Below are 24858 nucleotides of genomic sequence, written 5' to 3'. Positions count from 1 at the left end.
GTAATGTTTGTTGACGTTCTGTTTAGTTTTCAAAGAACTTCTTTGTCACTTGTTTCAGCGACTTGATTATCTTATCATGTTTAACTCTTTCTGTCAAACACTTTTTTGAAGTTTTTTTATGGCGCGCCCAAGAGGAGTCGAACCCCTAACCTTTTGATCCGTAGTCAAACGCTCTATCCAATTGAGCTATGGGCGCTTATTTACTTTTGTTGCTTACCGTGTTATTTGGTACTCACTTATAATACACTACTTGTCGAACTACGTCAATCATTATTTAATAAAAAATTCTAACTAATGTTATTTTAGCACTACACTAGTTAGTTTTCCCTGTTTTTATCTATTTATACATTCTTTTAATAGTTTTTAAATAATTCAGTTTCATCGATAAAATCAATCTAGTGTTCAACCAATTTATTTACTTCTTCACATGTATTGTACTCAAAAAATTAATCTTATCTAATCACTTAATCAATTCTATGATTAACATTAATCCTAATATTTCATACACATTTGCTTTCGAAATTTCAAACCCTGACATATTTTTTTCATTTCCATTCCTCCCTTTCACTCAATATATATAGCAAACCTTTATTTTAGGTGTGGGAGCTTTTCAAATTAATCCATTGTTAAAAAAATAAAAAAGGCATGCCTAGTGACATACCTTTATCATCAATAAGAATCGATATTAATTCTTATTTTTTTTCTATTCTTTGATCCCGCTGCATATGCAATTGTGCGAATCGCATTTGCTGTTTTACCTTGTTTACCGATAACACGTCCTATATCTTCCTTATTAACCATAACTTGAAAGAGAATGTATTCATCTTCACTAGGAAACTCTTTTATACGTAGATCTTCTTGATGTTGAATGAGCGGGCGAATCAAATTTTCAATTAATGAAATATAGTTCACCGATGCTTCCATAATTATTTAGCGTATTTTTCGTTGTGGAATTTTGTTAAGATTCCTTCAGCTGAGAATAAAGCACGAACTGTATCAGTTGGTTGAGCTCCGTTACGTAACCATTTCATTGCTAATTCTTCATCGATTGAAACGATAGCTGGTTGAGCAACTGGATTGTAAGTTCCGATTACTTCGATGAAACGTCCGTCACGTGGACTAGTTGATGTAGATGCTACGATACGGTAGAAAGGTTTTTTCTTAGAACCCATACGAGTTAAACGTAATTTTACCATTATATATTCCTCCAATTATTTTCAAAATTATACTGTTAAGTATTTTTCCTTAACACGACAATTCAAATTATAGCAAGAACAAAAAAAAGTGTCAAGCATTTTTACTTAACACTTTAATTTTATTTTATTGCATCTAATCCCTCAGGTCCTACTTCTACTTTTTGTACTCCGTGAAGGTTTTTGATTTTACTGACAATATTATCTTTTTGTGATTCATTAACATAAAGACAAACATAGTTCATTTTTTTAGAGATATAGACAACATGTCCAAACTGAGACATCTTTTGTTGAACACTCGACTTTTTCGTATAAACAATAATCTGAATGCGTCTTTGATCCAATGATTTCTCCTCCTAAAAGTATTAATGTGAACAACTCCCACCACTACATCCACAAGAAGAACCTTTTTTAGGGTAGTCTACTTTAATCGAATTTTCCATATATACAGCGATCTGATTTAAAATCTCTTGGATTTCTTTTTCACAATTTTTAAATTCCTTTATGACTGTATGTTGAAATAAACTTGATTTAGCATCTATGAGTTGTTGTGTAACCTCTTTATAATCAGGATGATGTTTAGAACCATAGCGTTGAACATCTTCATATGCCGATTTTGCTTTTTCAAATTTTGAAACTAAAGTTTTAATTTCAGGGCTTTTATCTATTTCATGTTGTAGTTCTTTATATCTTTTACTTACTGGTAGTGAGATAATTTCTTCCACTAACAGTTCAGATAATTCAAGATATTCACTAGTATTTAACATTTTTCATCACCTTCCTAATTATATCATAACCAAATTCAGATGACTAATCATTTTACTTACTAGAGAACATCTTCAACATCAGTTGTGCAAAGTTAAGTTGTTGTTCAAATTTTTGTAAACGCGAAGGCGTTGCTTGTTTTTTTAACGTTTCAATTTCGTTCACAAAGTCTTGATATCTTTCAGGATTTCTGTTTAATTCTTTATACCAGAATGGATACATTCTAATATAGTCTCTTTGTTCAATATTATTAACAATTTGGTACATTACGTCCATATTCCATCACCTAATCATCAAATTTTGAGAATAAACCAGGGAATGATTGTTTTTGACTAGCTGCTGCTCCTAATCCTGCAGCCGTACCGGCTCCCTTACCACCTTGCATCGTTTGGAAAAGTTGAATAAATTTCTGTACGGTCGTCATGGTTTGTTGAACTTTATTCATATCCATTTTTTGAAGATACTGAAATGCTTGAGCCATCATTTCTGTCCCCGATAGTGTTGCAGAGCTACTATTAGATGTAGTTGTTGATTTCGTTTCACTTTTTGTCTTATCCGTAGCTGGCGCGCTTTGATTACTTTCTTGTGTAACTTCTTTGTATTTTTCCCATTGGCTATCATCTTCTCCATACAAGTACCATTCCTCATAGATTGACTGCCATGTTGCTTTTCCACTTCGAACATCATTTTTTAATCCAGGATATTTACGTACGAAGCTTTTAAATTCATCTAATTGACTGTCCACTTTCTCTCACCTCGCTACAATTAGTCACTATATTATAGGCAATGTCCACCCCATTGGTGACTAATTTTCCTAATTTATATGAACAATCGCCTTTATCTTTTCTATTATATGAAAAAAAGTCTCAGTATGTGACTGAGACTTAGACTATTTAAAGGGAATAATATTTGTTTTTAATAATTCGGTAACGGTTGCATTACTTTGCTCAGTTTTCAATTTTGAGAGCATTTCAATTCTAACATTTAGATAAACACCGATAGTGAAGAACAATACCATTAAACTAGTTCCTCCATAACTAATAAACGGAAGCGTCACCCCGGTTAGTGGAATGGTTCCACTAGCTCCCCCTAAATTAATAACCGGCTGTAATAAAAACATGGCACCGACACCGATACAAACTAAAGAACCAAATAAATCCTTACATTTAAACGCGGTTAAGAAACAGCGAGCTACAATGACTAAATACGCCACCATGATTAATAAAATTGTAACAACTCCCAACTCTTCAATTAAAATCGTACTGATCATATCGGTATGGGGCTCGATTACATAACCATATTTTTGTGTACTATTACCAATCCCTACTCCAAACAATCCTCCAAGTGCAATGGCCGTGTACCCCATGACATTTTGAAGTCCATTATCATGATTAAATGGATCCCACCAAATATAAAATCGATCCATCTGATAATCCTTTAAACTTAGAATTAATGGAATAATAATTAATAAAGCCATCCCAATAAGTGTCATAATGACTTTAAAATCAATTCCACTACACATAAATATAATGACACCAATTCCAAAGATAATCAGAGCTGAACCTAAGTCTGGCTGGATTAAAACTAAGCCTGTACAAAATCCTAAATAAAGTAATACCCTTAAAAAACTATTTGATAAATACTTTATACCATTAACTAAAAATCCTTGGAAATTTTCTATCGTTCCGATATTCTTAAAAGACCTTAGATGATATTTATTTTGTTTGATACTGTATGTAATAAACCATGCTAGAGCCAATATGACACCTAATTTGACAAACTCAGCTGGTTGAATGGATAAAGGACCAATTTTAATCCAACTTCTTACATTGGAAGCTCCTGAACCTTTACCAAATATCAAAGTAAAGATTAAAATCGGAGGACAAAGTACTGTTGCTAAAAAAGCAAAAAATTTCAATACATTATACGGGATTAAGGCTAAGAATATCATTCCAACAATCCCAATAACTCCACTTACTACTGTTTTTTTAACAAAAAACAATGTATCATCCGCTGCTCCATTATAAATTGAAATACTCGTTATGCTATATATCATCAGTAATCCAATTCCAAATAAGGCAAACACAAGAATTAAAACCACTTTATCTAACTTTTGTGCCCGCTCTATCATGGGTTTGAAAGTAAACTTCTTTTTCTGTTTCTTAACTTTACCTTTAAACTTCATATTAGCTCTCCTCTATAATATAGAAAAAAATTCAATGTATTACTATTTTACCATGTTTTAATAGGTAAACCAAACTGATAGTTTTAGGATATTTATAATTTTATCTATCCCTTTGCATGAACCAAGTTCGTCATTTTACGTATAATACAGTGTAATCAGGAATGAAGGAGGGATAAATGATGTACAATTACGGAACAGGAAACAACTATAGTTATGGTGGTTATGCAAGTGGATACGGTTATGGTGGGTATGCACCCGTTGCTTATCCTATGCCGGTTTACAGTACTGGTAGTGGATGTAGTAATAACTTCGCTCTTATTCTCGTCTTATTTATTTTATTAGTAATCATCGGATGTAGTCATGGCTTCGGTGGTGGAAATAATAGCGGTTTTGGATGTGACTGCTAATTGAAAATCCCTTGTAAACTGATTCATAAATAAGAAGAAAAACGATTAACTATTCTTCTTAAACTACATATGATATATTGAAGTTTCAAACTGAAGGAGGAAATAATAATGTATAATTATGGATATAATTGCTATACACCTTGTGTTCAACAAAGTAGTGGTTGCGGTGGTTTCGCATTCATTCTTGTTTTATTCATCTTATTAGCTATTATTTGTAGCTGTGGTGGATTTGGATTTGGTGGAAACAACTCTTGCGGTTGTTAATTAAAGTAGCAAGCTAATTTTAAAGAGATCTTCTTGAGAAGGTCTCTTTTTTCGTTTATAAAATAATTTTATTTTTTAGCATCGATTCATTAACCATTCAGACCTTTTAACGTACTATATATTGAGCTTCAAGTATGAAAGGGGAATATAAAATGTATAATTATGGATATAATTATGGGTATAATTGCTATACACCTTGTGTTCAACAAAGTAGTGGTTGCGGTGGTTTCACATTCATTCTTGTTTTATTCATCTTATTAGCTATTATTTGTAGCTGTGGTGGATTTGGATTTGGTGGAAACAACTCTTGCGGTTGTTAATTAAAGTAGCAAATTTATTTGAAGGGATCTTCATTAGAAGATCTCTTTTTTCCTTTCTAAAATAATTTTATTTTTTTCATCAATTCATTAACCATTCAGGCACTTTAACGTAATATATATTGAGGTTCAAGAATGAAAGGGGAATATAAAATGTATAATTATGGATATAATAACTACTGTACACCATGTGTACCTGCTTATAATGCTAATGCTGGATTCGGTGCTGGTTGTGGTTGCGGAGGATTTGCATTTATCCTTGTCTTATTCATCTTATTAGCAATTATCTGTGGATGTGGCGGATTCGGGTTTGGCGGAGGATGCTCAAACGATTGTGACTGCTAATAAAAACAGTCGATATTTAGACGGCTCAAATTGAGCCGTTTTTTTATGTATTTTTTCTAGCGATGGGCTTGTTTACAATAACACTTTATTATTTTTTGCGTATTATATACTGAGCCTGATAGAAAAAGGAGGAAATCATGATGTATTACAATGGCGCAGGATACGGCTATCCTCAACCATGTATGCCTGTAGTACCTGTTGCAGGAGGCTATGGTGGTGGTTGTGGTTGCGGATTTGGGGGATGCTTATGTGCATTCATTCTTGTCTTATTTATCCTAATTATTGTCTGTGGTTGCGGTTGCTTTGGATGCGGCAATGGTTGCGGCGGGGGATGCTTTGGATGTTAGTCACTAAATAGCGACTATATAATATAGAAAGCTAAAGTTGAATCTTTAGCTTCTAAATTTAAAAAATTAATAACCAAAATGGTAAAAAAGCGTAATATATATTAAGTCATGAATCTAAGGAGGGATTAGTGATGTGTGGTGAAAGTTGTGGAAATGGATTTGCTTTCTTATTAGTATTATTTATCTTACTTGTTATCATCGGATGCTGCTGCTTTAGATAAGTACAGTTATTAAAATATTACCAGGCTTAAGATAATCGTGTAAGAAGAGATGTTATTTGCTTGCAAATAGCATCTTTTTTATTATCAACTCTCTCTGATGTGAGGATTTCGTCTGTTTCCGTCATCAATTGAATCGAGTTTTAAAAATTACCTTTTTGTCCTATTAGCCAAATTTGTATTTGTTTGATATAATATGGTTTAGTTAGAATGGAGGGTTTTTAATGATCACGATGAAAGACATTATTCGCGAGGGACATCCAACGTTGTCTAAGGTAGCTAGTGAGGTCGCGATTCCATTAAGCAAAGAAGATGTTCAGTTAATGAAAGATATGTTACAATTCATTATTAATAGTCAAACACCTGAGGTTGCTAAGAAGTATCAATTGCGTGAAAGTGTTGGACTTGCGGCTCCTCAGTTAAATTTAGATAAACGTATTATTGCTGTTCATACTGAAGATGAAAAAGGAAAACTTTATTCTCTTGCCTTAGCAAATCCAAAGATTGTGAGTTACTCTGAGGAAATCACTTATTTACCTATGGGTGAAGGGTGTTTATCAGTTGATCGTGAAGTCGAAGGCTTCGTTCCTCGTTACCGTCGTATTACGGTTGAGGGATATAATTTAAAAGGTGAAAAGATCAAATTCCGTTTACGTGACTATGTTTCAATTGTGTTCCAACATGAAATTGATCACTTAAATGGTCACTTATTCATCGATCATATTGATCCAAAACAGCCTTTAGCACCGATTGCGAATGCTAAACCATTAGAATTCTAAAAAAAGACCGAAATCGGTCTTTTTTTAATGTACTTTTTCTTTTGTTTTGGCATAAAAGGAGATGAGTTTTTTCTCAGCTTTTGGATCTCGTCCCATCGATACGGCTCTTTCATAAAATTGAATAGCATGATGTTCATCATTTAGGTAGTTTTCATGTAAGGCTCCCATATTAAAATAAAGTTCACCAGCATATTTGACTGGTAACTGACGAGATTTGATGAGTTGGTGAGCTTTATTGTAATATTCAAGCGCCTCTTTGAAGTTTGATAGATGGTAAAAATACAGATGACCGATGTTAACATAGGTACTTGGTGTCTGATCATCGATTTCTAGGATTTTGAGGTAATATTCTAGGGCTGCATCGTAGTTTTTGAGGATTTCAACATTTAGGTACGATAAAGCGTTAAGTGCTAAGAGATTATTAGGATTAATCTCAAGGACTTTTTTATAATAAGTGATCGCTGATTCATAATCGTCTAATTCGAAGTCGTAGATATTGGCGATTTCTAATGTTAGGCTTTCATCGTTGTCAAAGTATTGTAAGGCTTTGACGAGAACCTCGACTCCTTTTTTAGGTTCGTGAAGATCGAGGGAGTAAAGTCCTCGAAGTCCTTGGTAGGAGATGAGAGCTTTGGGGTCAAGTTCGATGGCACGTTCGTAGTATTTGATGGCCGCGTCATATTCTTGGAAGTGATGACGCAAGATGTAGGCAAAGTTGTGGCAAACGAGAGCATTTTCTGGGTCGAGTTTGAGAACTTCTTCGTAGGCTTCTCGCGCGGCATCATAGCATTCAATTTTGACATAGGCATCAGCTAGATTAGCAAGTGAAGTTGTTTTATTTTTGGCAAAGGTCACTGCTTTTTCAAAGTAATCAACCGCACGTTCTGGGTCGTTTTTGTACTTAATGAGGATGCATCCGATGTTATTTAAGTTTCTGGCATTGGTTGAGTCGAGGCTCTCTACTTTTTTAGAGTATTCGTAAGCAAGTTCGACGTTTTCTTCAAGATCAATGCAAAGTTCCACTAGATTTAGATAGGCATCGATATAATGATCATCATATTCGATAGCTTTTTGATAATGCTTGAGTGCCTGATGTGGGTTGTTTAGAAATTGGTCATAAAGGATGGCCAGATTAAAATGAATGGTTGCTGATGTATCGTTATAATCAAGAGCTAAACGATAGTTTTGCTCAGCTAGTTTATAATCTTGATAATGTTCAATGGCAATGATACCAAGGGCATTATAGACGGCCGCTAGGTTTTGTTTTCGTTCTAGTTGTTCTAGCAGAAGGCTTTCAGCTTCTTGAAATTGTTTGTCATCGAGTAGTTGTTCGATGTATGCTAATGGATTTGGCTGTGTATTTGGCATCTAGCCCACTCCCCTCTTTTAAAATAATCCCAGTTGTTCACAGGCATAGTAGATGCCATCTTCATCAATTGATTTTGTGATGAAATCAGCGTATGATTTGACTTCGTCTGAGGCATTCCCCATGGCCACGCCAATGTCGGCTAGTTGTAGCATTTCGATGTCATTATATCCATCTCCAAAGGCGATTACTTTTTCCGGTTTTTGTTCCATATATTCGATTAAAGCTTTAATTCCTTCGGCTTTTGAACCATTCACTGGTACAATGTCAGCTCCAAAGTTTAGCCAAGGAATAAAGCGTAGATGTTCTTTGTATTTTTTTGGCAACTGTGCAAAGTCTTCACAGAAATACCACGCTTGTAAAATCGGTTCTTCTTTATGTAGGTTAGGTAAGATTTCTGGGAAGTCGATTGAAACGCGCTTGAAGGATTCTTGAACGATTTCGTTATTTCCAGTGACAGTAGCGCGATTAGCGGTTAATAGTCCAATGACTTGGTTTAGGTTTTTGGCATCTTCGATGAATTCGTCGATGACGTTTGTAGGAATGGCATTTTCATAGATGACTTCGCCTTTATGTGTAATATGTTGCCCATTTGCTGTCACAAAGGTATTGAATGGGAGTTGTTTAAGGCGCTCATCCACTAAGAATAAGGCACGGCCTGTTGCGATACCGAGATCATGTCCGGCTTGTTGAAGTTTTTGAATAGCTAGAATGGTGCTACTCGGTATTTGATTCGTTTCGCTCTTAAGAATCGTGCCATCTATATCAAATAAAATTAAGCTTTTTTCCATCACTTTCACTTCCTTTATCTTATTATGTCTAATTTTTTTGTTATTTCATTCATCATAGTAAATTTATTACATAAATTCAAGTCCTAATCTGTTATATTCCCTCGATGTAATGGTATAATAAAAGATGTTGGTTATGGACTTTAATAGAATTTATTTTTATAAATATTTTTTCGACCTTTTTTGAAACTCATGTTATAATGTTAGCATGATGTCCAGAATATGTTAAGGACCAGAAACGTTTTGAGGAATTATAAACGAGTGTAAAATGGATTGTTTTTTTTGAATTGTAATGAATTATTATAGGAAAGGGCGTGTCTTATGAGTCAACGCAAAAAAAGTTCGCCGATTAAGCCGAATGATGTGGCTGTTTTCGCTCTAGGCGGATTAGGTGAAATCGGAAAAAATATGTACTGTGTTCAGTACCGCGATGAGATTTGTATTATCGATGCGGGGATCAAGTTCCCAGAAGATTATTTACTTGGAGTGGATTATGTCATTCCAGATTATCAATATTTAATTGAGAATCAAGATAAAATTGTAGGTTTATTTATTACCCACGGTCATGAGGATCATATTGGTGGGATTCCATTTTTACTTCGTCAATTAAAAATTCCTAAAATCTATGCTGGTAAATTAGCGATTGGTTTAATTAAAAATAAGTTAGAAGAACGTAAGCTATTACGTCAAGCCAACATTGTCGAGTTTAATTCTGATACGGTGATTAAATCAAAGCATTTTACGTTTGAGTTCTTCCGTACGAATCATAGTATTCCGGATTCTTATGGGATTGCAATCAAAACACCTCATGGAATTATCGTTCATACAGGTGACTTCAAGTTCGATTTCACACCAATTGGACCACCAGCTGAGTATGCTAAGATGGCTCGTTTAGGGGAAGAAGGCGTTTTATGTCTTTTATCTGATAGTACGAACAGTGAATTACCTATTTTCACGATTTCTGAGCGTCGAGTTGGGGAAAGCTTAGGCGATATCTTCAAGAAGATTGACGGTCGTATTATTATTGCGACATTTGCTTCTAACGTTCACCGTGTCCAACAAATTGTGGAGGCGTGTGTGGCAACAAATCGTAAGATTGCGATTTTCGGTCGTAGTATGGAAGCCACAATTAAAATTGGTTTAGAATATGGGTATATTCATTGCCCTGAGGATACGTTTGTATCGGCAAATGAGGTGAAGCATTTACCACAAAATGAGGTTACCATTTTATGTACAGGATCTCAAGGTGAGCCTTTAGCGGCGCTTTCTCGTATTGCAAATGGAACACATCGTCAGATTCAAATTATTCCAGGTGATACGGTGATTTTCTCTTCTTCACCGATTCCAGGAAATGCGTTAAGTGTTGGTAAGACGATTAATGCGTTGTATCGTGCGGGTGCTGAGGTTATTACGCATAGTCCTTTAACGGATATTCATACATCTGGACATGCTGGACAAGAAGAGCTAAAGTTAATGCTTAATTTAATGCGTCCAAAATATTTCTTACCGATTCACGGTGAGTACCGTATGTTAAGTATTCATGCTGAACTTGGGGTGCAATGTGGAGTTCCGGAAGAAAATTGCTTCGTACTTAATAATGGTGATGTGTTAGCCTTTAATCAACACGGAGCACGCGTTTCAGGTCGTATTCATTCGGGAACGATTTATACGGATAGTAGCGGGATTGGCGATGTTGGAACTGAGATTATTCGTGATCGTAAGATTTTATCTGAAGATGGTCTTGTCATTGTTGCCGTTTCAATTAAACGCGCTGAAAAACGTTTATTAAATGGACCAAATGTGGTCTCTCGTGGATTTGTTTATATGAAGGAATCTGAGGATTTAATTAAAAATACTGAGATTGCAGTTCGCGAGATTGTGTTACATAAACTTCAAACATCTAAGCATGTTTCAACTGAAGAGTTGAAGTCTGCCATTTCTGATGTAGTAGCTCCATTCTTATTTAGTAAAACTCAACGTCGTCCAATGATTTTACCAATCATTATGGAGATTTAATAAAAAAATCGTAGGGAATAAAATCCCTACGATTTTTTATTGCAATGATTCATCAATTTTGAAAAATTTGATGGCGTATATTTCAAACGTATCATGATGCTCACGAATGCTAAGTGTCAGATTGACATTGGCAACCTCATCTGGTAACTCTAGGCTAACCTCTACGTTATACCCCACTGTTTTGTCTTCATGAAATGATTCTTCTAAGTGAATATCTTTTACAGTGATATCAGATTGATATTTCTCTGCGGCTTGAATGGGGATGACGCCATAGTTCTGTTGTGTAAAAAATAGGTAGCAGTCTTTAGTAAAGTATGGTGCTATTTTTTCACTTAACTGATTGTAGGCCTCTCTTTGTTCTGTTTTTTCATCGTATTTAAAAGTTAAAAAGTCCGTTATAAATTGTTGTACAAATTCATTGGCTGTTTGTGTTTTAGTTGAGGTTTGACAGCCAGATAATGCTATTAATAAGCACAGGAAAACGAGGATGATTCTTAATTTTTTCATCGTAATCTCTCCTTTACTTTCACTTCCTTCTCTTTAATTTTAATGTAACATATTTTTTCTATTAAATGTTTGATTTAGAGTCATTTTTTTATGGACTAACAACTTCAGCTGTTATTTTTTTGGTTTTGATTAGGAAGTAGCCAAAGTGGGTGCTTCATTCATCTGTGATTGTCAACTAGCTTAATTGTGTGCTCTTCACGAAAAGTAAAAAAGAGGAACCCATAATGGGTTCCTCTTTTCTATTATTTTTGAACAATGTTTACTTTAACAATGTTTGCTGAGGCGTAGTTCCCTACTTCATCCGTGTATGATGTTAAGTTGATTCCTTCTTGTGTTCCACCCTCTTTGAATGTTACATATCCTGCAAGCGCAACTGGTGTATTTAAGTCACCACCGTATTGACCAATCTCTGTACGTGCATCGAATGTCATCGGTGCTTCATTCATTTTTGTCACTTTATATTGTGGGTTTTTGCTATCTGTTGTTTTTTCTGTATCCACTTCTGCAATTGAGTAGATAGTTTTAATGTCGCTTTCACCGATGTTTAAAATCATGTGAACGATTCCGTTTTTATCCATTGTTGCGGTTGTATATGTCGGTAATTCTAATGTATTCACTAATTGTCCATTCTCATATTGTTCAACACTTAGGTTGATATCATATGATGATCCTTCTGGTAATACCATGGAAGCAACTGTACTTTGGTCTTGTCCATAATCAGCTGATTCTAATAATAATCCGATTACTCCATTGATATCTTGTTTAACGATCTTAACATCACCTTCTGGTAATTTTGACCCGCTACATCCTGCTAATCCGACTGTCACAAGTAATGCTGAAAGCATTAATCCAATTTTTTTAAAGTTCATGCTTTATCCCTCACTTAAGTTTTTCTTAAATTTTGATAATGGAACAAGTATATCACAACCGTTATCATAAACTTGTATTTTTTGTGTTCAAGATATATTTTTTACCTTTTTTATACATCATATTCATGTATTTTATCATTTTTTGTAAATTATCTCCTTGAAACATTCAATCGGATAAAAGTTTGTTTATTCCTGTTTTTAAAAAATACTGTGATTTACAAAGAAATGACGTTATTTTTTTTCGTTTATAAATTGAATGGCTTCTTTTAAAATCAATTTTACATTTTCAAATGTTAATTGCATAATGGCTTCTTCTTGGTTGAGCCATTTATAATCCATGATTTCAACGACTTGGATTTGAACAGATGCCTCTGTTGCTTCTCCTAAGAAGAAAATAACTTCTTTAAGGTTACCATTTTCCAATTTGTAGTGACAAGACGTTTTGAACCCCTCTACTACTGATAGGGGTAAACCTGTTTCCTCGAATACTTCGCGAATAGCTGTCTCTTTTTCGGTCTCCCCTATTTCCATATGTCCTTTTGGAAAGCTCCAATGATTATTGATTCGACTTTGAAGTAGTAAAAATTTTTGTTCTTTTTCTAATGAATGATAAACCATGATCCCACATGATTTTTCAATACTCATCTTATTCTCCCGCTACATCATACATTAGGATGGTTTCCATTGTTCCGGCATCACTTTTTAAGGTATCGATGTAAACAAAGCCGTATTTTTCGTAAAGATTTTCTTCTTCGGTTGAAAGATAGACTTTTTTAAATCCTTGTTGTTTAGCATATTCGAGGACGTGTTGAATCATTTGTTGGCTAATTCTTTTTCCACGATGATGTTCATCGACAAAGACAAATCCGATCCAGGGAGTATAAGGACAGTTTGGAATGAAATCTGTTTTGGTTAGCGTGCAATATCCTACGACTTCTCCTTTTTCTATAGCTACAAAAGGGCATTCGAAGTCTGAAAATTGTTGCCCTTTCATTCGTCTAGCTAAATGGGGCCCTGCTCCCCATGAACAGTGGTTGGCCATTTCAATCGTTTTATTATAATATTCATCCTGAATTGTCAGTTTTCTAATTTCCATTTATTTCTCCTTATTGTTGGGATTCAATCTGATTCTTGATTGGTGACATTAAGTTAATTTTTGTGATTCCTTTGTAGTAGGTAAACCCAATCATAGCCCCGATGAGATTTAGGATAAGTCATCAACATCAAAACTTCCAAGGCATGTCTGTTGAAGGGTTTCACCTATCATCATGCTCTTACTCAAAACAAAAGTACTAAATGTCTGTCATTTAGACCTCCATGATGTCACGGCTAAGAGATTTAAGCGGCTTGATATCCTCTGTGTATCGAGACAGATTTCACTTCCCTTTTTCGTTTTTTCTCTCACTTTCTTTTAGTCGCCGATCGACGTCTTTATCGTATGAATCATAGGATAAAAAATATAGGATTCCAGCTAGGGTAACTCCGGCAATACAGATAGCGATGAGAATATCAATGATGAGTTCTTTCGTCATTTTTTCACTCCTTTAATTAGAAATCATTGATTTTGATGTCATAAATAGCTTAGGCTAAAGGCCTTAGTCCTATTTTTTGTATCAATAGAAAATTTCTGTCGTAAGGCAAAAGTTAAAACTACTAATCTCATCCATAATTACGTTCTTGTCTGTTTTACGTTCGTAACCATCACTCACAATCCATCTAAACAGGCTGTTGCAAATGATCCTAGTAAGAGAAGAGCCTTTTATATCTACGAATGTTTCTTAATATAAATTCTCAATGCTCTAACTAATAAAACATATAAATAAATAACCGAGATTATCACTATAAGTGAGATAACTTGTCCGATCATCATATTTGCAGATGGCATGATATAAATTTCCATGTTGAACTCCTCTCTGATTCAGACTAACTTAGATTGGGCCATTAATTTTCAGCCTTTTCCACTTATTTAAACAACTAATAAAGCTTCAACGATTATTGTAACTAAAATGGCAAACCCGCTTTGATTTCCCATCAGTCCCTGAAATCTTTTCCTATTTCATCACTAATGACTTGGAAAAGTCATGATTTCTCCTAGTTCAGATACTGAAACTAAGAATAAACCTCAACCTTCCTTTTTAATAGTTTAATTATATACTATAATTTGTAAAAATAAGGAAATCATGTCATAGTTTAGGTATAATTAAGATCTGACATCTATTGGAGGGGAATTATTTATGATCCGATTCGACGTGTCATTTTTAATCTTAAAAGGAACGAGGAACAAAGATGATTATTGAAATTAAAGAGGATTTACTAACAGAAGTGGCTCGATTTGCCTGGGAATTTGAACGTCAGCAAGAGACGTGTAGTTTTCCAAAATATAAAGATTTTGGTGACCTTTATGAACGATTTTCTAAATCGTTAAATGATAACGAAGACAAGATTTTAGCCTATATCGAGGATCAGGAGCTGATAGGTGTTTTAACTTTACAAGTAAAGTCACAGGATTTATATCTCCAATCATTAGGGGGAATTTTTGCAAAACGTGATTTTAATCGAGTTGCCTCAAAGTTTATTGATTATCTTCGCGATCATTATTTAAATTTCGAATTATTTTTTGGTTATCCTATTGAAAATCAGGTGGCAATTTCTTACTTAGAAAGTATTCAGGCTGAACTTTTGGATGCCTGTGTGACGATGAAACTTCAAAAAGAGGATTTCATGTCTATTACGCCTCATCATGAAGTGATTCCATTACCTAAGGAACGTTATGCGAGTATGCTATCTTCCATGATACACATCATCCAAATCTGTACTGGAATAGCAAACGAATTTTTGAACATCTTGATTTATGGAAGATTTATGTGGGTGTTGAGCAGGATTCCATTGTTGGAAGTCTATTTATTAGATGTAATAGCGTGGAATATGAAATTTTTGGGCTTTCACTTAATCAAGCCTATCAAAACCAAGGTTTAGAACTTGACTTACTTTCGGTGTCTTTAGAGGATTGTCTCAATCCATCCCTAGACTATGTGCTCTTCTTTGTCGATGAAGAAACTCCTACACAAATTGAAGCTACTTTAAGAGTTGGATTTAAACCCATTGATACGTATCGCTGTTATAAAATACAACTTTAAAACTAAAAAATAGAGCTTATCCGTCAATGATTGAGTTCTATTTTTTTATGTCCGGAAAACTCCCTCAAAAAGTGATGGTAGCTACAACTAAAATCACAACCTTTAATTTTTGTTTTATTTTCTCAACATTTTCCCTCATTAAACATGTCATAATTAACAGTAGGACGAGCATTTCTCTGCTATATGATTCTAGTTTTATTGTACTCCCCTATTAAAATAGATTGATGGTGCTATTTAGAATTTTTATTAATATTTGCTTTTAATACTTTAACCGTCAGTCTAAATAAATAAACGAATGGAATCAGTAAGACTCCGATAACAGCCAATTGTATCAATAAGGCCATGGTCTCCGACATGGTATCTCCCCTCTCTCTTTTGTTATTAAGTTCATTTTAAATCAAAAACCAAATATTAACAATTCAATTTTATTTTTCATCATATAGCTCAAAATGAATGTAGTCCCTACTCTATCTTAAGAAAATCTTAAGGTTTTAGACACTGGATGTCTATTTCTTTCTGAATTGATATATGGTAAAATAACGTTAATTTTGGAAGAGTCAGGGGGAGATCATTAGAGTCTAGTAAATGAATCACATAAAAATTATAGAGAAGATAGAGGATTGAAGTTATGATAAAAAAAGGTTTATTTAAAAAAGCGGTATTAACTTTAGCTGTTTTTGCAGGATTCGGAGCATCGACGACTGTTTTCGCTGGAACCTCATTTAGTGGTGAGTATCGCCAAGGCGAAATTTTATCTTTCGGTTCAAATTTAAATAAAAAAGAAGAAGCCGCATTACGCGAGTATTTTGGTGTATCTGCCGATATGCCGGCCATTTATGTTGATAATGCAACAGCAATCGAGCAACTAGGTTTAGCTCCTAACGCATTAGATAATTATACAGGGGGATGGTACTCATCTGCCTATGTAAAGTTAACAAGTGGTGGCGGTGTTCAGGTTACATCAAAAAACGTCAGTTTAGTAACGAACGAAATGTTTACAAATGCGTTAATTACGTCTGGTATTACAAATGCTGAAGTTAATGTATCTGCTCCATTTATGGTAACGGGCGAGTCTGCCTTAGCAGGAATTTTAGCTGGAGCCGAGGAAATTATGGGTGAAGCTTTATCAGAAGAGAATAAAGTGGTCGCTAAAGAGGAGATCGATACAACACTCGATATCGCTGACGAGATTTTAAAGGATGAAACGAATGAAATTAACTCATCAGGAGATTCATCAAATGTTGCATCTGGAATTATCAATGATATTAAGCAACAAGTCATCAAGGATTCTCCTAACTCAACACAAATTCAAGAAATTATCATTAATGTCACGAACAATTATGGTGTTGAATTAAGTGAAGAAGCAAATGCTCGTGTGTTAAGTTTGATGGAAGACGTGAATGATTTAAATATTGATTACAAAGATATTGAGGAAACGATGAACAATATCGGTGATAAAATTTCTGAAAGCTTAAAAGAAGCGGGAATTAAGTTAAAAGAATCTGGTTTCTTTGAAAAAATCGGTGATTGGTTTGTTGATTTATTTAAAAATTTCGTAAACTGGATTAAAGGGTTATTTACAGGTGGAAATGAAACAGCCCCAACAGATGCAATCGTTCCTGAAACTAATGAGTCATTAGAAACAACCGATGAGGTTGAATCAACAGAAGAGACAGATGCCCCTCAAGCTGAAGAAGTCGTGGCTCCTGAGTCAGAAAAATCAGAGACAACCGATGAAGCAATTGAGATGCCAGTAACAGAAGAAAATACAGCAGATTCAGAAATGGTAACAGAGGAAACTCCGGCAGAAGAACCCACATCAGATGCTGAGGCAACACCAAATACAGAATCAGATGAAGCATCTGAACTAGTCAATCAAGCAACAGAGGAGACACAAACTGTTCAAGAATAATAGTAAAAAAGTGATGAATTGGACTTTCCATTCATCACTTTTTTTAATTCCTCACATTTATTTCCTCTCCTTTCATCTCAAAAGGTTTTCAGAATCTCTTTTTTGTAAAGTTAACTTTACATTATTATTCAAATCACATATACTATGAATGTAAAGTTAACTTTACATCAAAAACAGAAAGGAGTTGCGATGTGAAAAATCGATTAGAAGAACTTCGAAAAGCACGTGGAATAAATCAAGAAGAATTGGCCACTATTCTTGAGGTATCCCGTCAAACGATCAGCTCACTTGAAAAGGGAAGATACAATCCCTCTATTGTGTTAGCTTTTAAGATTGCCCGTTATTTTGGTTTAACTATTGAAGAGATTTTTATTTATGAGGAGGAGTCAGAATGTTAAAAAAACAGGCTGTTTGGATTGCCGGAATGATTGTTGGAATACTATTAGTGACACTTGGATTTTTTATGCAAGATGAAGCGTTTAAGACGATCTCTGGCATCTTGATTGGAATTGGATCAGGGTTATTCGGTTTAAGTGTTGCTCAACTTTATATGATTTCTTATGAACACAAAAATCCTGAAATTGTTAAACAAAATGAAATCGAGTTTAAAGATGAACGCAGTGTCATGATTCGCGACAAAGCGAAAGCAAAAGCTGGCGATATTACAAGCTGGTGTGTGTTAGGGGTGGCTTGGATTAATATTTTAGTGGATGGTTCGCTTTGGATTACGCTGATTTGTTGTGCTCTTTCAGCACTTCATGTTGGTATCGGACTCTATCTCATGACGAAATACGATAAGGAATTGTAATAAAAAAGAACCTGCACACGCAGGTTCTTTTTCTTTGATTCCATCATCGACATCATGATCATCGATTCCACGCTTCTTTTAACGATGATTTCTAAGGATGGATTCAGATGCAGATGACTTCTTTATTTACATTGAGAAATTTAATGTTTATCTGCCTACCTTTAATTATCTTCAACTGATTCTTCTAGTTGTTTTGGACATCCCGTCAAAAAGCTAACTCAGTCTTTTCATTCGATTCATTTGTTAGATGTTCTCACCTAATACTTTTTCAAACGCAATTCGAGGACTTCCATCCTCCACATAAATGATGCCACAAGACGTGAAATTATTTTTTTGAAGTAATTTTTGCATGGATTTATTATCCTGATGCGTATCGACTTTAATACTGTGAACACCTTTTTCTAAACAAAGTTGCTCGACTTCCTTAATGATGTCTGATGAGAGGCCTGTTCCTTTATAACGGTTGTCTACAGCTATTCGATGTATCACTGCATAATCCCCATCCGTTAGCCAGCTTCCCGCTTCAATTTGGTTATAATTTTTCTCACCATCGAAAGAAATCGCGGCCGTTGCCACCACTTGATTATCTTTGATTAGAATGTGGCTATGACCATGAGCGATGTCATGGCTTATCGTACTTAGATTCGGGTAATTATTTTGCCATTGATCAATGCCATTTGCTTTAAAGTAAGCCTGTGCCTGTTTGATAATTTCCATAATCGAATCAAGATCAGCTTCCGTTGATTTTCTAAACTTCATCGTCATTCTCCTTTTAACTTCTTAATCATTTGTCTTTTTCCTATCATATCACCCATTTTAAAGAGTTAACAAGTTTCATCCATAAAATAATGGCAAAAATTATCCAACTGATTCCCCTTTAGGGTCGTGATAAACGAAATGAATTCAATAAAAATAGCACATCAACTGATGTACTATCTTTACTATTCTTTCTTATTTTATCCCTCTCCCTTTGCTTTAAGCATACTAAATGAAACGAGTAAAAAAGTAAACGGAGTGACAGAGAGTGTTAAAAATAAGGCCATTATTCGCGGTGCCCCTAATCCTTCTACTAAAATAACAAGCGTTAGAATCTGGATGAGGTAAGTCGGTAAATTTGCCATAAAAAAATGAAAAAATTGTTTGAACGATAAGGGCATCACGTACGTAAAATGACTATTTAAAATATAAGAGCAAAAAAGTGCTACCGTGAAACTATACGTCTGTGCCCCAATAAATTGTCGTCCTTTGAAAACTAAGAAAATATAAATGACTTGTTGAATCATTGTGTTCACAAAACCAACTAATCCAAATTTAATGAAATACTTTCTGATTACTTCTTTAATGAACTGCATAACTATGCCCCCTGCTTACCACTATTTACAGAATTAAAAAAATAAACTAAGTTAGTAGGTATTTTTGCGACTGTATTCCTACTCCCAAATAGACATTCTATAGTCTAGCTAAAGGTTTCTAACCTATTAAAAACTTATCTAGACTTATATATATGCAGAAATTCATGGCATATGCTGGTTCAAATAAATGGTCATCAATGATTAGATTCCCTTTATGTCATGCTGATAAGGTCGCCTGACTGCTTTGTTATTAGCAACAAAGCTCTGTTTTAAATTTAAAAGGACTATTAGCCAGATTAGCGTCTAACCTACTGAAACTTAGATTTGATATGAGACGATCGTTTGAAGTTTAAAACGGGGCGTCTATTTAATCATTTTAGATTTACAAAGAGATTCGAAACAGTGGGAAATAAATCATTATCAAAATCCGTTCTAATAAATTGTAATTAATTAGAAATGTATTTTTCATGATACAATAAGCATAGAATGGGAGGAGATATAAATGAAAAAATTTTTAGGAAGTTGTCTTGTATTGAGTTGTATCCTTACTTTAATGGGATGTCAAACCCATACAACTGAATTAGTTCCTCAAACTTTATCTGAGAAAGAAGAGTATTTATTAAGTCTGACCGGTCATAAAGTATTATTATATTCGTTAAATCATTTGCCTGCTCATGATGGATATGAGCTTTCATTAACTTATGAAGTGTATGAGCAAAAAGAATTAGTCAAAGAGTATCAATTTTTTGGAATGAGTGAACCTGAACCAGCCGGACGTTCTGTTGATGAGACGATTGGTCTCAATTTTCAAGGCAATCAAATCCGTGTGTTGTCAGGAAAAGATGGAATGATGGCAAGTGGAAGTCTCAAAATTGAGGAAGATTTGACGCAGTATTCACAAGCTTTTTTCAGTGAACCCATGGCTCTCCCACTTGGAACAGAACTTTATATCTATTATGCTAATAATGGAGGTTCTATTGCAACCAATATTCCAATAGGCATTCCGCTAGATGAGGTTAATTTAGACGAGTTCTTCAACGTCGGGGAGTCGGTTATTTTAATTAAATTATCACTTCAGCCTTATTCAGACTAAAGGAGTATGAAAATGAAACAATTCGAAAATTTATCATTTGAGATCTTACATGAAACTGATCTTACTATTTTAACCCCTATCATGGAACGCGCATTTGACGAGGATACACGAATTCATCTAAATAAACCGAAGGGTGGACCTGCTGGTTATGATAACGGAGATTTCCTTCGTCGCTTTGGGCTTCATCCTAATTCAACGTCTTATAAAATTTCAATGGATGGAAAACCGATTGGGAGCATCATTCTATGGCTTAATCACGACACAAATATTCATTTCTTAGGAAATATCTTTATTGATCCTAGCCTTCAAAATAAGGGAATCGGTTTGAAAATTTGGAACTTTATTGAGAAACAATATCCAAATACCCTGAAGTGGTGTACCGATACTCCGGGCTTCTCTAAGCGTAACCATCATTTTTATGTCAACAAATGTGGATTCCATCTTGTCAAAATTGAAAATCCAATGAAGGATGATGCATGTCAATATATCTTAGAGAAAACATACTAAAAGGGCCAAGCATTTTTGCTTGACCCTTTTAATGATCACTTTGTTTACTGATGACTTTAATTCGGCAGATACAATGAATGAATCCTAAAATCATCAATGAAATCGTGTATAACTTGGCTTCAATAAAGAAATCTACGATGACGTCAATCCCACTATAATAATTTAAGAGTTCTTTTTGATTAATACTTTGGCTTGTCGTTTGAAGTACCATTAAAATTCCCATCAACCATAAAATAATACTCCCTTGCTTCCCATCTTTTTTTAAAGATAATTTAAATTGTAAGCCTATAAATAAGATTAATAAAATCATCTGTATTAACCCATGCCCCTCTAAAAATTCATACATTAAACTCCGCCCTCTCACGAATCTTTGTGATCATACCACCTTTTATCATCCAACTCCTCTTTACCTTTTTAACTTCATTATATCACGTATAGAAATTAATGAATTATCGATTGATACAAAAAAAAAGAGCCAAAATTGGCTCTGATTAACTATTTAATAACCAGTGATCAAATTCACTGATGTCTTTGTTTTCTCCAATGACAAGTAACACGTCGCCTTCTTTGACTTCTGTGTTCGCTTGAGGTACAACAATGTTATCACGACGTTTAATGGCTGCAATATTGATGCCAAAACGTTGTGGAATATTTAAATCGATTAAGGTTTGCCCAACAATTGGCCCCGCTGCTAATAATTCAACGATACTATAATTGTCTGATAGCACTAAGTAATCGAGTACGAAGTCTGATAACATTTGATGTGCTAGACGTTTTCCTGTATCTTTTTCAGGTTGAATGACTGAATCAGCACCGATTTTTAAAATAACTTTTTTATGGTAATCATTTACCACTTTTACCGTTACTTTATTTACGCCAATTTCTTTTAATAATAAGGCTGTTAAAATACTGGCTTGGATATTTTGTCCAATTCCTACGATAACATGGTCAATGTTACGAATTCCGATACTTCTTAAGGCTTCTTCGTCTGTTGAATCTAAAATGATGGCTTGTGTTGCAATATTAACATATTTTTTAATCACTTCTTCATTGTTATCAATGGCGATAACATCTGCTCCTTGACGAGCTAATTCTTCAACGACACTTCCACCAAATTGGCCACAACCAATGACGGCGAATGTTGTATCTTTCTTTTCCATACAAAATCCCTCTTTATTATTGTCAGGCATCTCACGATGACTTTTTTTAAACTTTATTATGTGTTAAAGTTTCATGATTTATTTTAACACGTTTAAAAACAATCGTCTACATCCAAAAAAAATGTAACCTTATATAATTTAACTCTTTTTGATAAAGAAACTTTATGGATTCAACGTTGAATGACGATCATCCGTTAGAAATTTGTTACATCTTTTAATGAAGTGTCTGTTATAATAAGCATGAGGTGAAAAGAATGAAAGAACCGTTTATTAAAAAAGACAATCTATTATTTATTGAACCATGGATGAATCAGGATTCTAATTTGATTGCAGGGTTTACCACGCTACAAGATGGAACTTCTGTTGGGGCCTTCCAAGGTTTAAACATTGCGTATCATGTTGGAGATGAGCCAACGGCCGTGTTAAACAACCGACGACTTGTTGCAGAGGCCATTCAAGCTCCCCTTGAGCAATGGGTATTTGCAGAGCAATTACACACGACGAATGTTCATAAGGTGACGAGCGCTGATTTAGGGGCTGGAGTCCACAGTTTTGAATCTGGAATTAAGGCAACAGATGGACTTTATACAACGGAATCAAATGTGGTCTTAGCAACGTTTTATGCAGATTGTACTCCGCTTTATTTCTACGTTCCAACTCGTCATTTAATCGGGGTTGCACATGCAGGATGGCGTGGAACAGTTGATGGAATGATGCATGAAATGCTTCGCACATTAAAGGATGTGGAAGGAATCAAACCTGAGGAAATCTTCGTAACCATTGGACCATGTATCGGTCGCGATGCTTACCGTGTTGATGATACGGTAATTGATGAAGTGAAGAAATCATGTGTTGCTAACGTTGAAGAAACGTTTGTTGAGCTAGGTAGAGGCCAATATAAGTTTGACCCGAAATTGCTCAACTATAAGCAAGCGTTGCATGAAGGAGTTCCTGCTGGAAATATTTCAGTGACCTCTTATTGCACCTATACAGACAGCGATTTATTCTACAGTTTTAGAAAAAATTCAGTGACAGGACGCATGATGAACTTCATGTGCTTAAAAGATTAATCATAAAAAGGGCGAACTCTATTGAGGTTGCCCTTTTTTAGAGCCTAATAATCCCCTTCCTCCAACTAAATGATGTGTGAATTGAATATCCTAGTTAGATAGTAATAAGATTTGACGAGCAAAATATTGAAAGCTAGACTCCTTTACCATTTTGATTAATACACTATTAATCCGTTTTACGATATTCGATATGTCTCTTACTTCCTGAGTCATGATTCAAGGAAATCATACATGTTTATAAATTTAGTTGTTACATCTAATGGATGTTCATCTCACTATCAGGTTTATCTTCTGATACCTATGCGTAAGTTAATAAACATGATTAACCCTATTTACTTTTTTCTATATTCACTAATAGTGACTCCTGTCCACATCTGAAAGGCTCTTATAAACGAATTTGAATCTTGGTATCCTAATAAATAAGCGATATCTTCATTTGTCATATCTGAGTTTTTCAGATAATGTTTCGCTAATAATTCTCGAGTATGATTGAGTTGCTGTTGAAAAGTTGTATTTTCTTCCTTTAATTTTCTTTGAAGTGTTCGCTTACTATAACCAAGTTTTAATGCCACCTGTTCGATACTATTTTCCGCACTAGGTAATAGCTCGATCAGTACACTTCTCACTCTAGCACCACAACTATCTTCTACTTCTAGCTCACTAAGTCTTCTTTTTAACTCAGGCTCAAAATAATCCCACATCATATCATTTTGATAAACAAATGGTTCTAGTGCATCCTTCTTGGACAGGATGAGCATATGTTTAGGACCTACCGTTGGCTTTATTCCAAAAAATTCTGTGTACTCCTCACTATCTAAACGATATGTTGTCATAATTTGTTGTGGAATAATATGTTTCTTAGTAGCTTTTCTAATACAGTTCACTAGAAAAACTAGCTCAAGCGCAACTGAAAATTCAGGTAATTGATATCTTTCTTTTTCAAACGTTAACTCTAGAGTGATATGATCTTTATTCTCGGTAACTAAGAATACTAAAGGACCGATTAGCCTTTTATACATTGAAATTCTTTTCATACAGGTTAAGACATCTTTACTACAAAGAGCTGCAAAAATAGGAGGTGAAATTGTTTCAACATTTTCAATTTGAGCTACTTTTATTGGAGCAGACGAATCTATCGCTAGTTCCTTTAAGGTATCCATGAATCTAATGTACTCCTCTACCGTCATTGAAGGGACTTTGTTATCAAAGAGATCCTTAGACAATTCCGATCTTCTTAAAGATTCTTCTATAGATATCCCCATACTTTCGAATAAATCCTTGTATCTTCTATCTAATATGAATTTATTCATAATTGGATTGTCAACACTAAACTAAACAACTTTTTTAAGGGTATTTTGACGATATTCAACTGGGGATAAATATCCCAGTGAAGAGTGGATCCTATGATTGTTATACCAGTTAACGTAGTCGGCAAATTCATAACCTAGTTGTT

At 34.6% G+C, this 24858-nt stretch carries 37 protein-coding genes and 1 tRNA gene; 15 read left to right on the top strand and 23 right to left on the bottom strand.

Annotation, left to right across the window (positions count from 1 at the left end):
* Nucleotides 1-119 precede the first annotated feature (119 nt).
* The 8 genes from J6D32_RS04045 to J6D32_RS04010 form a co-directional block, all read right to left on the bottom strand.
* Nucleotides 120-196: transfer RNA gene (locus J6D32_RS04045), tRNA-Arg, on the bottom strand.
* Nucleotides 197-669: 473 nt separating this feature from the next.
* Nucleotides 670-912, bottom strand: coding sequence for a KH domain-containing protein (locus J6D32_RS04040; protein ID WP_237701284.1), 243 nt, complete (start codon nucleotides 910-912; stop codon nucleotides 670-672).
* Between the two features lie 14 nt (nucleotides 913-926).
* The gene (gene rpsP / locus J6D32_RS04035) at nucleotides 927-1199 is read right to left on the bottom strand and encodes a 30S ribosomal protein S16 (protein ID WP_039931066.1); all 273 of its coding nucleotides are present in this window, start codon (nucleotides 1197-1199) and stop codon (nucleotides 927-929) included.
* A gap of 116 nt (nucleotides 1200-1315) precedes the next feature.
* Nucleotides 1316-1537 (bottom strand): DUF2129 domain-containing protein, encoded by a 222-nt coding sequence (locus tag J6D32_RS04030; RefSeq protein WP_006785292.1) that lies wholly within the window; start codon nucleotides 1535-1537, stop codon nucleotides 1316-1318.
* 21 nt (nucleotides 1538-1558) lie between these two features.
* On the bottom strand, nucleotides 1559-1960 hold the full coding sequence (locus J6D32_RS04025; RefSeq protein ID WP_006785291.1) for a YlbF/YmcA family competence regulator: 402 nt from the start codon (nucleotides 1958-1960) through the stop codon (nucleotides 1559-1561).
* A gap of 52 nt (nucleotides 1961-2012) precedes the next feature.
* Nucleotides 2013-2234, bottom strand: coding sequence for a YlbE-like family protein (locus J6D32_RS04020; protein WP_006785290.1), 222 nt, complete (start codon nucleotides 2232-2234; stop codon nucleotides 2013-2015).
* Between the two features lie 10 nt (nucleotides 2235-2244).
* Nucleotides 2245-2703: a spore coat protein YlbD gene (gene ylbD / locus J6D32_RS04015; protein ID WP_006785289.1), complete on the bottom strand. Its 459-nt coding sequence runs from the start codon at nucleotides 2701-2703 to the stop codon at nucleotides 2245-2247.
* A 144-nt stretch (nucleotides 2704-2847) separates the two neighbouring features.
* Nucleotides 2848-4143: an FtsW/RodA/SpoVE family cell cycle protein gene (locus J6D32_RS04010; protein WP_009607538.1), complete on the bottom strand. Its 1296-nt coding sequence runs from the start codon at nucleotides 4141-4143 to the stop codon at nucleotides 2848-2850.
* A gap of 176 nt (nucleotides 4144-4319) precedes the next feature.
* Between J6D32_RS04010 and J6D32_RS04005 the strand changes: the two genes are divergently transcribed.
* From J6D32_RS04005 to def, 7 genes are all read left to right on the top strand, one after another.
* Nucleotides 4320-4550 (top strand): YjcZ family sporulation protein, encoded by a 231-nt coding sequence (locus tag J6D32_RS04005; RefSeq protein ID WP_269146109.1) that lies wholly within the window; start codon nucleotides 4320-4322, stop codon nucleotides 4548-4550.
* Between the two features lie 108 nt (nucleotides 4551-4658).
* Complete coding sequence (locus J6D32_RS04000; RefSeq protein WP_006785286.1) at nucleotides 4659-4814, top strand: YjcZ family sporulation protein; 156 nt, start codon at nucleotides 4659-4661, stop codon at nucleotides 4812-4814.
* Between the two features lie 152 nt (nucleotides 4815-4966).
* Nucleotides 4967-5134: a sporulation protein YjcZ gene (locus J6D32_RS03995; RefSeq protein ID WP_287467314.1), complete on the top strand. Its 168-nt coding sequence runs from the start codon at nucleotides 4967-4969 to the stop codon at nucleotides 5132-5134.
* Between the two features lie 150 nt (nucleotides 5135-5284).
* Nucleotides 5285-5476 (top strand): hypothetical protein, encoded by a 192-nt coding sequence (locus J6D32_RS03990; protein WP_006785284.1) that lies wholly within the window; start codon nucleotides 5285-5287, stop codon nucleotides 5474-5476.
* A 140-nt stretch (nucleotides 5477-5616) separates the two neighbouring features.
* The gene (locus J6D32_RS03985) at nucleotides 5617-5823 is read left to right on the top strand and encodes a hypothetical protein (RefSeq protein WP_006785283.1); all 207 of its coding nucleotides are present in this window, start codon (nucleotides 5617-5619) and stop codon (nucleotides 5821-5823) included.
* Between the two features lie 131 nt (nucleotides 5824-5954).
* Nucleotides 5955-6044: a YjcZ family sporulation protein gene (locus J6D32_RS03980; RefSeq protein WP_155224010.1), complete on the top strand. Its 90-nt coding sequence runs from the start codon at nucleotides 5955-5957 to the stop codon at nucleotides 6042-6044.
* A 221-nt stretch (nucleotides 6045-6265) separates the two neighbouring features.
* Nucleotides 6266-6820, top strand: coding sequence for a peptide deformylase (gene def, locus J6D32_RS03975; protein ID WP_006785282.1), 555 nt, complete (start codon nucleotides 6266-6268; stop codon nucleotides 6818-6820).
* Nucleotides 6821-6844: 24 nt separating this feature from the next.
* Here def and J6D32_RS03970 read toward each other — a convergent pair whose 3' ends face one another.
* Complete coding sequence (locus J6D32_RS03970; RefSeq protein ID WP_006785281.1) at nucleotides 6845-8188, bottom strand: tetratricopeptide repeat protein; 1344 nt, start codon at nucleotides 8186-8188, stop codon at nucleotides 6845-6847.
* Between the two features lie 18 nt (nucleotides 8189-8206).
* Complete coding sequence (locus J6D32_RS03965; protein WP_129821769.1) at nucleotides 8207-8977, bottom strand: Cof-type HAD-IIB family hydrolase; 771 nt, start codon at nucleotides 8975-8977, stop codon at nucleotides 8207-8209.
* Between the two features lie 318 nt (nucleotides 8978-9295).
* Between J6D32_RS03965 and rnjA the strand changes: the two genes are divergently transcribed.
* Nucleotides 9296-10990, top strand: a complete 1695-nt coding sequence (rnjA, locus tag J6D32_RS03960) for a ribonuclease J1 (protein WP_006785279.1) — start codon at nucleotides 9296-9298, stop codon at nucleotides 10988-10990.
* Nucleotides 10991-11026: 36 nt separating this feature from the next.
* On the opposite strand, the gene J6D32_RS03955 is transcribed toward rnjA, so the two are convergent.
* From J6D32_RS03955 to J6D32_RS03930, 6 genes are all read right to left on the bottom strand, one after another.
* Nucleotides 11027-11497 (bottom strand): hypothetical protein, encoded by a 471-nt coding sequence (locus tag J6D32_RS03955; protein ID WP_195944915.1) that lies wholly within the window; start codon nucleotides 11495-11497, stop codon nucleotides 11027-11029.
* A gap of 242 nt (nucleotides 11498-11739) precedes the next feature.
* Nucleotides 11740-12366, bottom strand: coding sequence for a hypothetical protein (locus J6D32_RS03950; protein ID WP_009606928.1), 627 nt, complete (start codon nucleotides 12364-12366; stop codon nucleotides 11740-11742).
* Between the two features lie 231 nt (nucleotides 12367-12597).
* The gene (locus J6D32_RS03945; protein ID WP_009606933.1) at nucleotides 12598-13011 is read right to left on the bottom strand and encodes a bis(5'-nucleosyl)-tetraphosphatase; all 414 of its coding nucleotides are present in this window, start codon (nucleotides 13009-13011) and stop codon (nucleotides 12598-12600) included.
* A gap of 1 nt (nucleotide 13012) precedes the next feature.
* Nucleotides 13013-13462, bottom strand: coding sequence for a GNAT family N-acetyltransferase (locus tag J6D32_RS03940; RefSeq protein ID WP_006785275.1), 450 nt, complete (start codon nucleotides 13460-13462; stop codon nucleotides 13013-13015).
* 280 nt (nucleotides 13463-13742) lie between these two features.
* Nucleotides 13743-13898, bottom strand: coding sequence for a hypothetical protein (locus J6D32_RS03935; RefSeq protein ID WP_006785274.1), 156 nt, complete (start codon nucleotides 13896-13898; stop codon nucleotides 13743-13745).
* Nucleotides 13899-14131: 233 nt separating this feature from the next.
* Complete coding sequence (locus tag J6D32_RS03930; RefSeq protein ID WP_267490015.1) at nucleotides 14132-14266, bottom strand: hypothetical protein; 135 nt, start codon at nucleotides 14264-14266, stop codon at nucleotides 14132-14134.
* 386 nt (nucleotides 14267-14652) lie between these two features.
* On the opposite strand from J6D32_RS03930, the gene J6D32_RS03925 reads away from it, so the two are divergent.
* A complete protein-coding gene (locus J6D32_RS03925; RefSeq protein WP_040764086.1) occupies nucleotides 14653-15342 on the top strand; it encodes a hypothetical protein in 690 nt (229 codons plus the stop codon).
* A 391-nt stretch (nucleotides 15343-15733) separates the two neighbouring features.
* On the opposite strand, the gene J6D32_RS03920 is transcribed toward J6D32_RS03925, so the two are convergent.
* Nucleotides 15734-15859, bottom strand: a complete 126-nt coding sequence (locus tag J6D32_RS03920; RefSeq protein WP_006785273.1) for a hypothetical protein — start codon at nucleotides 15857-15859, stop codon at nucleotides 15734-15736.
* A gap of 272 nt (nucleotides 15860-16131) precedes the next feature.
* Between J6D32_RS03920 and J6D32_RS03915 the strand changes: the two genes are divergently transcribed.
* The 3 genes from J6D32_RS03915 to J6D32_RS03905 all read left to right on the top strand — a co-directional run bounded on the left by J6D32_RS03915 (nucleotide 16132) and on the right by J6D32_RS03905 (nucleotide 18223).
* Nucleotides 16132-17415 carry a DUF1002 domain-containing protein gene (locus J6D32_RS03915; protein WP_195248740.1) on the top strand — a complete coding sequence of 428 codons (1284 nt, stop codon included), beginning with the start codon at nucleotides 16132-16134 and terminating at the stop codon, nucleotides 17413-17415.
* Between the two features lie 191 nt (nucleotides 17416-17606).
* Nucleotides 17607-17813, top strand: a complete 207-nt coding sequence (locus J6D32_RS03910) for a helix-turn-helix transcriptional regulator (RefSeq protein ID WP_009606931.1) — start codon at nucleotides 17607-17609, stop codon at nucleotides 17811-17813.
* On the top strand, nucleotides 17807-18223 hold the full coding sequence (locus J6D32_RS03905) for a hypothetical protein (protein WP_009606924.1): 417 nt from the start codon (nucleotides 17807-17809) through the stop codon (nucleotides 18221-18223). Before J6D32_RS03910 ends, J6D32_RS03905 begins: the two co-directional genes overlap by 7 nt.
* 243 nt (nucleotides 18224-18466) lie before the next feature.
* Here the strand turns inward: J6D32_RS03905 and J6D32_RS03900 are convergent, their stop codons facing one another.
* Nucleotides 18467-18982, bottom strand: coding sequence for a GNAT family N-acetyltransferase (locus J6D32_RS03900; RefSeq protein ID WP_155228692.1), 516 nt, complete (start codon nucleotides 18980-18982; stop codon nucleotides 18467-18469).
* A 197-nt stretch (nucleotides 18983-19179) separates the two neighbouring features.
* The gene (locus J6D32_RS03895; protein ID WP_006785268.1) at nucleotides 19180-19575 is read right to left on the bottom strand and encodes a GtrA family protein; all 396 of its coding nucleotides are present in this window, start codon (nucleotides 19573-19575) and stop codon (nucleotides 19180-19182) included.
* 502 nt (nucleotides 19576-20077) lie between these two features.
* Here J6D32_RS03895 and J6D32_RS03890 point away from each other — a divergent pair.
* Nucleotides 20078-20668: a hypothetical protein gene (locus J6D32_RS03890; RefSeq protein ID WP_006785267.1), complete on the top strand. Its 591-nt coding sequence runs from the start codon at nucleotides 20078-20080 to the stop codon at nucleotides 20666-20668.
* A gap of 12 nt (nucleotides 20669-20680) precedes the next feature.
* Nucleotides 20681-21175 carry a GNAT family N-acetyltransferase gene (locus J6D32_RS03885; RefSeq protein WP_006785266.1) on the top strand — a complete coding sequence of 165 codons (495 nt, stop codon included), beginning with the start codon at nucleotides 20681-20683 and terminating at the stop codon, nucleotides 21173-21175.
* A 28-nt stretch (nucleotides 21176-21203) separates the two neighbouring features.
* On the opposite strand, the gene J6D32_RS03880 is transcribed toward J6D32_RS03885, so the two are convergent.
* Complete coding sequence (locus J6D32_RS03880; RefSeq protein WP_006785265.1) at nucleotides 21204-21521, bottom strand: hypothetical protein; 318 nt, start codon at nucleotides 21519-21521, stop codon at nucleotides 21204-21206.
* Nucleotides 21522-21666: 145 nt separating this feature from the next.
* Nucleotides 21667-22335 (bottom strand): potassium channel family protein, encoded by a 669-nt coding sequence (locus tag J6D32_RS03875; RefSeq protein ID WP_006785264.1) that lies wholly within the window; start codon nucleotides 22333-22335, stop codon nucleotides 21667-21669.
* Nucleotides 22336-22589: 254 nt separating this feature from the next.
* Between J6D32_RS03875 and pgeF the strand changes: the two genes are divergently transcribed.
* Nucleotides 22590-23405 carry a peptidoglycan editing factor PgeF gene (gene pgeF, locus J6D32_RS03870; protein WP_006785263.1) on the top strand — a complete coding sequence of 272 codons (816 nt, stop codon included), beginning with the start codon at nucleotides 22590-22592 and terminating at the stop codon, nucleotides 23403-23405.
* A gap of 332 nt (nucleotides 23406-23737) precedes the next feature.
* Here pgeF and J6D32_RS03865 read toward each other — a convergent pair whose 3' ends face one another.
* Nucleotides 23738-24667: an AraC family transcriptional regulator gene (locus tag J6D32_RS03865; protein WP_229040252.1), complete on the bottom strand. Its 930-nt coding sequence runs from the start codon at nucleotides 24665-24667 to the stop codon at nucleotides 23738-23740.
* A gap of 69 nt (nucleotides 24668-24736) precedes the next feature.
* A partial coding sequence (locus J6D32_RS03860) for an IS3 family transposase (RefSeq protein WP_195248546.1) occupies nucleotides 24737-24858 on the bottom strand: 122 nt, incomplete at its 5' end.

Origin of the sequence: Turicibacter sp., from assembly GCF_017941855.1 — a bacterium.
Classification (GTDB): domain Bacteria; phylum Bacillota_I; class Bacilli_A; order MOL361; family Turicibacteraceae; genus Turicibacter; species Turicibacter sanguinis.
Note: the sequence above shows the minus strand (reverse complement) of the source record. Positions and strands in the feature narration are given on the sequence as shown.